We start from the raw sequence: 11,408 nt of genomic DNA on the forward strand, positions 1-11,408 counted from the left end.
GCTTGCCCGGTGCCTCGCACTTGCTATCCACAATCTCGGCCACTTTGGTTCCCATCAAAACATTTGGTGGGAACCAAATTACCCCCGTTCACTGCTGCCCGGAGAACGGCCGACGTGAGACGCATACCGTTTCGCCAGCGCCGGCACTTTTGCTTCCTATGCGCGCTGCGTCGACAGCCAGCACATGAGCAACGGCAAAAAGAAAGGCGAAGGCAACACAAAGAATGGCAACCCGTATCTATCCTGGGCATTCATCGAAGCGGCCAACTTTGCGCTGCGCTATTGCGCTGAGGCCAAACGATTCTACGAGCGAAAGAAGGTCAAGACCAATACTATCCTGGCGCGCAAAGCTTTGGCGCACAAGCTCGCCCGCGCGTGCTTCCACATGCTGAAGGAGCACAAACCATTCGATATGACGCGCTGCTTTGCGTAGAGCTAACGACGGCGGCCGCAAGCCTCATGTGATGACTGGAATTTAACCACTTTGGTTTGAATAGGATGCTGTGCCGCCGTCCCTGATATGCAGTAAAAGCGGATCGCCCGCAATGCGAGCCAACTGTGGATTGGCGCCGACAACCCGGCAGCCCTTGCACTTGTGCGAACCCCATGGACGCATTGCGGTACCAAAGTTCTTCTGGGGTGGCAAAGCTACCAGGGCGACAGGCAACCGCAGTACGCCGATCGCTTGATCCTGATGGGTGTCTGGCGCGATCCGTCGCAGCCGGGAATTGAAGAAACGGGCGCGCTCAGCTACTGCAATCAGGCGTGGAATGGGAACCCGGCTGCTGACAGCCGTGGGTTTTGCTTACTCGCTTGACACGAGCCCGCTAATGGGTGTCATCACACTCGATTGCTGCGCAACCTTTCGACGTTCACCCTGTGTTAAACGTTGATCTTCTGCTTGGCGTGAACCATTCAGGCGGGCTTCACGCTCACGTAGGCCTTCTGGTACGGCAGGTCATGGGCCAGCACGGCCCAGATCGTCCGCGCCATCTTGTTCGCCAATGCAACGACCACCACATTCTTTGGCCGCCGCCTCATCATCTGCTCGACCCACTCGCCGGGTTCTTTTGCGTGCTGTATTACGCTACGCGCGCCGTGGATCAGCAGTGTGCGCAAATAGGTATCGCCTCTCTTGCTGATCCCGTGCAGGTTCACTTTTCCGCCCGAGCCGGTTTGCTTCGGCACGATGCCAACCCATGCGGCAAACTCCCGCCCCGAACTGAATGCTTTCGGATCACCCATCATTGAGACGGCTGCCGTTGCCGTCAACAGCCCGACGCCGCAAATTTCGCTAACCGCCTTCACCGCCTTGTCTTCCTTCTTCCACTCGCGCATCCGGCGCTCGATCTCGGCAACCTGTTCGTCCAGCTTCGTCAGTCCGTTCCACTGCTCGCGAAACGTATCGATCAGCACGGCAGGCAGGCGCTCCGCGATCCGTTCGAGCACGACCGGTATCTCTTTGTTCAGCTTGTTCCGGCCCTTGCTCATGATCTCTCCATATTCCATCAGCAGTCCACGCAGGTTGTTGATCTGCATCGTGCGAAATTTGATCAGCTGCTGCCGCATACGGTGTAGCGCCAGCATCGCCTGCTGTATCTCGGTCTTCACCGCGACGGCCTTGCCGGGTTGCTGCACAGCCATCCAGATTGCACGGGCGTCTGCCGCATCGTTCTTGTTGCGGATGTTGAACGCCTTCACAAACTTCGCCGGCATCAGCTTTACCACGTGACCCATATTCGTAAGTTGCCGGGCCCAGTGGTGCGATCCGCCGCACGCCTCCATGCCGATCAGACACGGAGCCCGGTTCGCGAAGTACTCGAGAAACTTTGCCCGCTTGATCGGCTTGTTCGCGATTTCTCCGGTTTCCTGATCGACGTAGTGGACCTGAAACACCGACTTTGCAATGTCAATCCCAACTGGCGTAAGCTTCACGACGGATCCTCCGGTTTGTCTGGAAACTTCGTATTTTCCACGTGGGCACATCGATGCCGTTGGCCTGTGAGGATCCACCTTCCTTTGCGCTCACGGGTGGGACGCGTTCATTTCATTTCCTGCCTCATGTGCTGCCCGCAGGCTTCCACCGCATCCGCCTTTACGGACTGCTCGCCAATCCGGTGCGCCGCGCGAATCTCGCGAAGGTGCGCGACCTGCTGCACGTCGCGCCGCGGTTCGACCCGCCATCCGACGACTCCGTCATCCAGGCCCAACCTACCTTCATATGCCGGCACTGCGGTGCCCCGATGATCATCATCGATATCATCGCGCGCACTGCACCCATTCGGGCACCACCAATGTCGCGGGGCGCAACATGAACGCTACGGTTCTGTGCTTACCAGACCAACGTCGGCTTTGCGGCAACGCGGCCTACGAGCGGACGTTTGCGCATGGCGCTTCATGGCGTCTCAGGCACATCCACTTCACGCTCGCCATCGCGCAAATGGACCCCATCGTCCAGGTGCCTAGCCCAGTCCAGCCTCACGTTTTGACCATCTTGCCCGGGCACGGCTGAGGATGCCGGGCTATCAATCGCCATAGCCATGCAAGCTTCCGACCTCCACGGACCACTCCGCGGTTTCCTCCCTCGAGGCTTAATCGACGCCTGCCCGCACGCGCCGCAGCACGCGCGCAGCCATGTGAATGAGGGCAGGCGTCGATTAATCCTTAACGCGTGCCGCCCCTCGACGTCAGGCAGCAGCCGGCCAGTTGCAGCCTTTCATGCTTTCGCTTCGGCGGACACTCATGCGTCTCTTTCGCGCAAGTTTCGGCCTTTCAATGGCCTACCTTTAACACTCGGCGAAAATCAACGAGGCGTGTAAGAGAACTTCTGGCCGCCAACGCTTGCCTCGTACATCAGCCCACCCTTGGCCACTGTAAACACAGCTATGCCTTTTCGATAGGCGCCTGTCGTTTTGGCATCTTTCTTGCCGCCACTTACGTTAGTAGACGTGCCCGTCGTGCCTGCCTGCGCGCCAGCCGCCGCAGTGATCGCGATCGCGTTGGCATCTGCGCCGAATTCAAAGTTACCATTGGTGAATTCTTTGAGGGCTCGTTCATCCTCGAACAAAATGAGTTCACTGTACACTTGGCCGCCAAGTTGCAAGCCCACAGTGACCTGAGTCATCGATGTATCGCCGATACGTTTCCCTTTCTCATAGACGCGACCCTTCCCATGGGCACCGCCTATACCGACCCCTCCCTTGCCAATCTTCGGAAACACAGCATAACCATAGGCACTATGCAGAAGACTGCCGCTTTCTCCCGCGTTCTTGAATAGGTTGAGGGTGTCCGTATATTCGTCGGCCCGAGCAGCAGAAATAGGCAACATCAGTAGGACCGTGAGCATCAATATCAGACGTTTGAGCATGATATGTTCTCCATGGATTGATCGCGTTCAAGCACTGCCGTGACATACCCCCCACCCATTATTGTCGATCATGCCAGCGGCAGCAAAAATACTTTGCAGGATCGCTCCGGCGTGTAGCGATTCACAGAGCGCAGGATCGTCGTGTGCATCGGCGATAGACCGCGCTCCGCCATCGTCAAACGCTAGAATCGGTTCGCCTCGCCGGGTTGATGTCGTGGCGACCGGGGCTGCGCACCAGGCTGCCGGATCGGGCTGCACGATCTGGCCGGTGACGAGCCAGTCGAACCGATGACGGATCGCCGCGAGGCGATCCCGGGCGCCCGTTTCAAGGCCGAAACGATCCGTGCACACTTGCCAACGACCGTAGTCCCTTCCGAGCGGCCGTAGAGGTTTATTGGCATCGTATGACTGAGTCACGCCCTGAGGTGGTCCGTCAAGTTTTTTTGAACGGGAGCCTGTTCTTCCGAAGCCCTCCCGGGTTGACCTGCACGTTGCTGGCCCGGCGAGTTGCCCACCGCCGGCCAGCGTCATGGTCGTAGCACGCGACCCGCTGGCCGGCCGTGGACAACTCGCGACATCACGTCAAATCGAAGCCCCCCGACCCGGAACGAGCTGCGTAACCGTCGACCGGAAAGGGTTACCCGGAAGCCCGAGGTGCTGGAGGAGTGACGAACCACGCTTCCTGAGGGCGTTGAGGTAGACGCTCTCGTCGTACCGTGTTCCGGTCTGCCAGCAGCGGTAGAGGATCCGTGTCCACTTGAACGCCAACGCCCTGACGGCGGCCTGATACGAACTGCCCTTCGCACGCTGTTGCCGATAATAGGCGCCCGCCCATAACGATTTGTTGATGGTCTGGTCCGCCCATTCAACGAAGGTCTGGCGCAGGAATGTCGGGCACTGCCAGCGCCAGTGCACCCAGCACTTCTTGCCGCTGCGTTCGGTGACCGGCGCGATGCCGGAGTACTTCGGCAGTTCATCAGCGCCCCTGAAGCGGTCACGTTGCTCGCCGAATGCAGCCAGCAGACGAGGCGTCAGATGCCGGACCTGCGCCGGGCAAGCTGTCAAACAGGTCGAAGTCGGGCAGCGTTCGTGCGACTGCCGCAATTTCCTTATCGAACACGTCGATCGCAGCGAGCGCTGTGCGCAGTTGCGCCACCAAGGTCAGCGCGAGCAACCGGTGAGGTGCAACGATACCGGGATCGTCAGTCAGCGACACAGCGCAACGGATCGATTCCAGACGTCCCTCGATCAGTCTGGCCTGGCGACAGTTGTGCGCATGGAAGAACGTTTCAAGGGTCTTTCTGTTCGCGCGCCTGACTGCTGGCAGAGTTGGCCAGCGGGTCAGGAAATCACAAAACAGCACCGTGTCGATGTCCTCGAACCATTCCAGGGCTTGAGGGTAATACTGCTTGAGTGCGCTGGTTAGCCGGTTAGTGAACCGGGTCTTGTCGCCAACCAGTTCACGACGCTGTTCGATCAGGCTCAGCACGGAACGCATGCCGGCGCTCTACGGCCGGAGCGGGGCAAACCGCTCCGGATGGCGCAGCAGCAGGTCGAGTGCCAGTTCGGCATCGGTAGGATCGTCCTTGGCCCGGCTCGGCTCGAACGCCTCGCGGTACTGCGCGAGCATTGCGGGGTTGATCGGGAACAGTGTGACGAACGCATGTTTCTGCAACACAGAGACGATCGGCCCTCTGGCCAGCTCAAGCGCGATCGCGATGGGACCACCAAAGCGCTGATATAACGCCTTTGCCCATTCATCAATGCGTGTAACCTGGTGAGGGATGCAGTCGAACTCGCGCCTGTCGTCGCCAGCCTGCTGCAGGCAGATGTCATGTTTGGTATCGGCCCAGTCGATGCCGACGAAAGCCTTGAATTGCTGGTTCGATAGCGGTGCCATGTGAACCTCAGCAAGTGATAGATTCCCCGGTAGGGACATGCATGCTTGCGTTCAGCGAAGGCAATATAGTGAGCCGGTGCCACGGCGAACCCTGAGTATTCGTTATCGAGCGCAAGCGCACCCGTGGACTCGAAGCTAACTCGGCAATCGTCCAAAGTTTGGGTCGACTTATTCGTAGTCCACGGGTGCATGTTCCGCCTGCATTGGCAGCTCGCTGCCAGTCCCACCAGTATCGATCAAAGCGGGACGGACTATCTATAAAGGGTTGGTTCCGGACGCCTGGCGTACGAAAAAAACCGAATCTTAAAGGCCCCGCAACGCGGGAGGACGAGCACAAAGGAGCGTGTGACGAGGGCCTTGAGGCGAGCCCATGGCGCGCCTGTGTCTGTATTGTAAAGAATACGAAAGAAAATTCGTAAAGGTTGTGGCGCCGTTTTAACCCGGTTTAACACAACTTCCTCGCAAAGCCTTACCAAGCAAGGCCTCAACGAGGTTCAAATCCTCTCGCCCCGACCAATAGATATAAGGCTCTCATGGCTTCGGCTCTGAGAGCCTCTTTCGTTTGGGGCCAATTTTGCCCCCACGTTTGCCCCCACACGACGACCGGCTCTCGCGGGAACGGAGTGGAATTTTGGGTAGCGTTGAGGGGCCGGCCGCGTTCGTTGCTCACGAGCTTGAGGCTCGTATATCAATGCGCGAACTGTGCCAGCGACAACCTGTTTATCGGTAAGGCAGTCCCATTTCTGACGGCTTGGGGGCTGCTAGCCGTCCAAATGTGGGTCGGCGGAGCAGCAGTTCGTTCGCTTAGGAAAACCAGAGATGCGTGTTGGATACTGGCGCGGCCTATCGATACCTGCCCGAGGGAACCTCTATGAGCGGATGCGGTTGCAGCTTATGGGTCGAAGAGGACACTGCAAGATGGATCGCGGCTCAAATCGAAACATCGATCAGGCTCCGATGGGGGTGTCCGGAATTTTGTGTAAACGGGTTGAGGTTTAACCCGGCACCAGCCGCTCTTCGAACTGGATCGTGAAGCGGTTCAGTGCAGCCTTCCAGTCGCGGATCGGCATCGTCCACTTCTTGCTGATGTTGTTCAGGGCCAGGTAAAACAGCTTGGTGACGGCCTCATCGGTTGGGAACGAGCTGCGGGTCTTGATCACCTTGCGCAGGCTCATGTTGATCGATTCTATGGCATTCGTGGTGTCCCCCAAGGGGACTTCCTCCGGGCGTAAATCACCTTCCTGATCTCCGGCGGGTAATCGAAGAACGGAATCACACGTGCCCAGTTGCGTCGCCAGCTCTGTCCGATGGACGGATAGTCCTTGTCCCACCTGGCCTCGAAGGCGCCCAGCATCTGTTCGGCCGGTTCGAGGGTCGATGAAGTGTAGATCGTCTTCAGGTCGGCGGCGACTTCCTGCTGCATTTTCCACGGCACGAAGTTCAGACTGTTGCGCACCATATCACCATATGCACGATGCACAGTTGCACGGCCGCTTTTGGGTAGACCGCTTCGATGGCTTCAGGAAAGCCTTTAAGCCCGTCGACGCAGGCGATAAAGATGTCCTGCACGCCGCGCGTCTTCAGCTCAGTGACCACCTGCAGCCAGAACTTGGCCCCCTCGGTCTGGGCGATCCACAGGCCCAGGACTTCCTTGTGGCCGGCCATGTTCACGCCGATGGCCAGGTACACCGCCTTGGTCCGCACCGCGCCGCTGTCGCGCACTTTGACGTGAACGCAGTCGAGATAGACAATCGGATAGAGCGCGTCGAGCGCACGGGCCTGCCAGACCTTCACCTCATCACTGACGGCGTCAGTGACCGCCGAGATCAGCGTCGGCGAGACCTCCGTGCCGTACATTTCTTCCAGGTGCCCCTGGATATAGCGCACGCTCAGGCCACGCGCATACAGCGAAATGATCTTGTCGTCGAAGCCCGTCCAGCGCGTCGGATGGCGCTCCACCAGCTTCGGCTCGAACGCCCCCTGACGGTCGCGCGGGATGTTGAGCGGCAACTCGCCAAACTCCCCCTGCAGCGTCTTGGCGCTATGACCACTACGGGTGTTGCCCGTGGCATTGGTCACCGCTTCGCTCTTGCCATGGTCCAGGTGCTCGGACATCTCCGTCTCTAACGCACGCTCCACCAGCATCTTGGTAAGCTGCTTGAACAGGCCGTTCTCGCCTATCAGGTCTTCCGGCTGCTGGTAATTCGCCAGCAGGCTGTCTGCCAGCTTGACGAGTTCAGGATCGGGTTTCTCTCTTTTATTGCGTTTCGGGCCTGCTGCGTCTGTGAGACAAAGGGTGACGCTTTGCTCTTACAGGCACGGTGAATCCTGGGGCTCTTGACTATTGACTACTGGCGCAAAAAAGACGAGCGTGTCTGTCTGGCGTTGGGTTCGCTGTTGTCTCGATCAGACTAACTATACGAGGTAACCGTGTGGATCTTCCGTGTCGATGAGCCGCGTCTTGGAGGCATCCGTATTCGCGAATGGCACCGCCGCGCGCGCCATACCGTCGGCCTGCTCGTACTGCTGCTGGGCGGCGCCGCCACCGGGCTGGTCTTGCTCGATCAGTCCAATGCCTCTTTTCCTGACAAAGTGTTCGCGGCCCTCTGGGATGGGGTCAATCTCGTCTCGACACTCGGTGACTTTACCGACTTTAATCAGTCGCAGAAGATCTTCATGCTGCTGGCCATGTTCGCGACGCTGCTGATCGGCGGATTCGCGGTGTCAAGGCTCACGGGCATGCTATCGGGCGACGATGTAATGGCTTATCGGGAGAACAGGGTCATGGAAGGCAAGCTCGCACATCTCGCCAATCATGTCGTAGTGGTTGGATTCCATTCGCTGGGTGAACTGGTCGCAAACCGTTTGCGCGAAGCCGGACAGACCGTGCTCATCCTCGTGGGCGATCGGGATCAGGCCGACCGGGCTGCGGATCGCGGCCATATGGTTGTGCTCGGTTCGCCGGGCGTGTTCGACGACGTGCTCAAGGGGGCGCGGCTGGATAGCGCCAAAGCGCTGGTCGTGACGACGCCGGACAGCAATAACAATCTGGCGATCACCTTGCTGGCGCATACGCTGAATGCCTCGCTTACGATTGTAGTGCCTGGCGAAAATCCCTTGAGAAAGGGGCTGTTCGAGAGCGCGGGGGCATCCGGCGTGGTTATCGTCGATGAGATCGTGGCGAATGCGCTGGTCGGCAAGCTCACAACCCGGATGGAGGAAGCGCCATGAAACCAGCGGATTCCACGCAGTCTCATCTGCATCGCATGCCCTTCCTGCAGGGGCTTCTGCCCGTCAATCCCGCACAACTGCCGCACGACATCATTGCCGGGATCACACTGGCGGCCTTGGGCATCCCGGAGGTGATGGGGTACACGAAGATTTCCGGCACGCCCACCGTCACTGGCCTCTACACGATCTTGCTTCCGCTGATCGCATTTGCGATCTTTGGTGCGTCGCGTCAACTGGTTGTCGCGGCAGACTCCGCGACAGCTGCCATCCTCGCGGGTACGCTGACGGCCATCGCAGCATTAGGCAGCAAGGAATATGTGGCCCTCACAAGCACAGTGGCCCTGACGGTTGCCGTGATGCTCGTGATTGCGCGCGTCTTTCGTCTGGGCTTTCTGGCCGACTTCCTTTCCCGCAGCGCACTGATCGGCTTCCTGACAGGCGTGGGGGTGCAGGTCGCGGCGGGCGAATTCGCCGGGCTGATCGGGCTCGCGAAGCAAGGGCATGGCCCGGTCATGCAGATGGTGACCGTGTTTCAGCGCGTCGCCGAGGCGAATTATCCGACCACAGTGCTTTCCTTTGTTGTTCTCGCGGTGATCGTCGGTTGCAAGCGTCTGGCGCCGCGCGCGCCGGGTGCGCTGATCGCCGTGATCGGCTCCATCGTGGCCAGCGCGGTGTTCAGTTTCGCCGGGCACGGCATTGCGGTTATCGGAGAAGTGCCAGGCGGACTTCCGTCGCTGTTCCTGCCGCCGCTGCATATAAGCGAGTTCAACCAGGTGCTGGCGACGGCCGCCTCGTGCTTCATCGTCATCATCGCGCAGAGTGCAGCGACCGCGCGCGCGTACGCCAACCGCTACAACGAGAAGGGCGACGACAATGCCGACATCATCGGCCTCGCGGCCGCGAACGCAGCGGCTGCATTTACGGGTACCTTCGTCGTGAACGGCAGTCCGACCAAGACCGAGATGGTCGACGATGCGGGTGGCCGCACCCAGGTCACCCATCTGACGACGGCCGTCATCGTGCTGCTGGTGCTGCTGTTCCTTACCAGGCCGCTCAGTTTTCTGCCTGCCGCCGTGCTGTCGGCCATCGTCTTCATGATCGGCGTGAAGCTGATCGACGTGAAAGGCATGGTCGAACTCTATCGCATGCAGAAGGACGAATTCGTCGTCGCGTTACTCACGGCCGGCGTGGTCGTGTTTGTCGATGTGATGCACGGGATTCTCGCTGCCGTCGTCCTATCGTTGATCGCGCATGCGCGGCATAGCTACCGGCTGCGAACGCGTGTGTTGACGCGCAGCCCCGCCGGCCGTTGGGTCACGCATCCTGTCGCGCCGAATGTGCTCGCCGCGCCCGGCATCGTCGTCTACCGGTTCGAAGCGGACCTGTTCTATGCGAACGCCGGCCGCTTCACTGAAGAAGTGCTGAAACTCGTCAACGAGGCGAGTCCGCCGTTGCGCTGGGTGGTGATCGACTCGTCGGAGATCAACAATATCGACTACACGGCGGGCAAGACGTTGATCCAGTTGGGTACGGAGCTCGACCGGCGTGGCGTGGGTGTCGCAGCTGTTGCGCTTCCGACGGGGGTGCGGCGGGAGATCGAGCGGTATAAGGCACTGCGTGCGCAAGGCGCCCATCGCGAGATCTTTGCGACGGTCGATGCCGCGATTGACGCTCTGAGCAATCTTTCGCCATCTGCACCCGGGCCTTCGCCAAACGCCAAACCGGAATGAAGCCACGCCGCTTTGACGATGAACTGAGAATGGGAGTGACACGTGCCCGAATCCGCTGCCGCGAAGCGCAAGGAACATGCTACGGAACCCGCCGATCCGATGACCTTGGCGGCGCAGGAAGACCCGTCCACGCTGTTTGCGGGGCGTGGCTCGTTGACGTCGCGCATCGAGCAGGGCAAGGCGGCACGCAGAAAGGTGCCGCGCGCGAAGCTGGCGGACTGCAAGATCGACAATCGCGATCCCATCGCATTGCTCGACGCGTCCAACGTGGGCCGGGTGACTGAGCTGATACCCATTCGCTACGGACGTATGGTCGCGAATCCATTCGCCTTCTATCGCGGCGCCGCGCCGCTGATGGCATACGACCTGTCGAAACTGCCGCATTCCAACCTGATCGTGCAACTGGGCGGCGATGCGCATCTGGCCAATTTCGGACTGTTTGCGAGCCCGGAGCGGCGCATTCTTTTCGGACCCAACGACTTCGACGAAACACTGCCCGGCCCATTTGACTGGGATATGCGCAGACTGGCCACATCGTTCGTGATTGCCGCGCGTGAACGCGGACTTGCGACGCGTGATCAGCGCGGCGTGGTGCGCCGGCTATGCGAGACGTTCCGGCAACGGATCGCCGAGTTCAGCCGGATGGACACGCTCGACGTCTGGTACTACCAGTTCAAGGCCGCGAGCATGTTGGCCATTGCCGATTCGACGGAGGAAAGAAGAAAAGAACTGGCCGTCATCGACAAGGCGCGGCAGCAGTCGTCGCGTTCCGTGACGACTCATGTAACCGAGCTTGTCAATGGCAAGCTGCGCATCAAGGACGTTCCGCCGCTCGTGTATCACGTCCCACTGGCGAGCCCGCGCGATCATGCGCAGTACGATGCGCTGGTCCGGCATTTCTTCGCCGACTACCGTTTGACCCTCCCCGATGACAGGCGCGCGTTGTTCGATCGCTATGAACTGGTGGATGTCGCCATTCGCGTGGTGGGTATTGGGTCGGTGGGGACGCGCTGCTACGAGGCGCTTTTCACTGTTATGGGCTCGAGCCCATAAGAACGAGTATGGTGTGGTAAAAAAAATGTCGCGGTGTCTCTCGATGACCCTGTATTGCCTCCCAGGTTGACGCGTCCATGACGACATAATTTCAGGCTGATACTGATATTCCACTGATCAACATTGG

General features: G+C 59.6%; 5 protein-coding genes and 4 pseudogenes. 5 read left to right on the plus strand and 4 right to left on the minus strand.

The features are described from left to right. Nucleotides 1-127 precede the first annotated feature (127 nt). Nucleotides 128-433, plus strand: a pseudogene (locus F6X42_RS40255) (transposase); the annotation flags it as partial. A gap of 482 nt (nt 434-915) precedes the next feature. Here the strand turns inward: F6X42_RS40255 and F6X42_RS40260 are convergent. Further along, on the minus strand, nt 916-1,935 hold the full coding sequence (locus F6X42_RS40260; protein WP_187639376.1) for an IS110 family RNA-guided transposase: 1,020 nt from the start codon (nt 1,933-1,935) through the stop codon (nt 916-918). A gap of 116 nt (nt 1,936-2,051) precedes the next feature. On the opposite strand from F6X42_RS40260, the pseudogene F6X42_RS40265 reads away from it, so the two are divergent. Then, nucleotides 2,052-2,315: pseudogene (locus F6X42_RS40265) on the plus strand (IS91 family transposase); the annotation flags it as partial. Between the two features lie 488 nt (nt 2,316-2,803). Here F6X42_RS40265 and F6X42_RS40270 read toward each other — a convergent pair. The 3 genes and pseudogenes from F6X42_RS40270 to F6X42_RS40280 form a co-directional block, all read right to left on the minus strand. Continuing rightward, nucleotides 2,804-3,367, minus strand: a complete 564-nt coding sequence (locus F6X42_RS40270; protein ID WP_187639377.1) for a YSC84-related protein — start codon at nt 3,365-3,367, stop codon at nt 2,804-2,806. 582 nt (nt 3,368-3,949) lie between these two features. Continuing rightward, nucleotides 3,950-5,267 (minus strand): annotated as a pseudogene (locus F6X42_RS40275) (IS110 family RNA-guided transposase). Between the two features lie 995 nt (nt 5,268-6,262). Next, nucleotides 6,263-7,493: pseudogene (locus F6X42_RS40280) on the minus strand (IS256 family transposase). Nucleotides 7,494-7,697: 204 nt separating this feature from the next. Between F6X42_RS40280 and F6X42_RS45730 the strand changes: the two are divergent. The 3 genes from F6X42_RS45730 to F6X42_RS40295 are packed head-to-tail and all read left to right on the plus strand — an operon-like array spanning nt 7,698 to nt 11,281. Continuing rightward, nucleotides 7,698-8,498, plus strand: coding sequence for an NAD-binding protein (locus F6X42_RS45730; RefSeq protein WP_187639378.1), 801 nt, complete (start codon nt 7,698-7,700; stop codon nt 8,496-8,498). Beyond that, on the plus strand, nt 8,495-10,228 hold the full coding sequence (locus F6X42_RS40290; RefSeq protein WP_187639379.1) for a SulP family inorganic anion transporter: 1,734 nt from the start codon (nt 8,495-8,497) through the stop codon (nt 10,226-10,228). The genes F6X42_RS45730 and F6X42_RS40290 overlap by 4 nt, the downstream gene beginning before the upstream one ends. Nucleotides 10,229-10,270: 42 nt before the next feature. After that, nucleotides 10,271-11,281 (plus strand): DUF2252 family protein, encoded by a 1,011-nt coding sequence (locus F6X42_RS40295; RefSeq protein ID WP_312893016.1) that lies wholly within the window; start codon nt 10,271-10,273, stop codon nt 11,279-11,281. Nucleotides 11,282-11,408: the final 127 nt, after the last annotated feature.

This window comes from Paraburkholderia podalyriae, from assembly GCF_014397785.1.
Classification (GTDB): domain Bacteria; phylum Pseudomonadota; class Gammaproteobacteria; order Burkholderiales; family Burkholderiaceae; genus Paraburkholderia; species Paraburkholderia podalyriae.

Excerpts from the sequence above, each read along its gene's own strand:
- F6X42_RS40270 (WP_187639377.1), bottom strand. The coding sequence starts at position 3,367 with ATGCTCAAACGTCTGATATTGATGCTCACGGTCCTACTGATGTTGCCT.
- F6X42_RS40290 (WP_187639379.1), top strand. The coding sequence starts at position 8,495 with ATGAAACCAGCGGATTCCACGCAGTCTCATCTGCATCGCATGCCCTTC.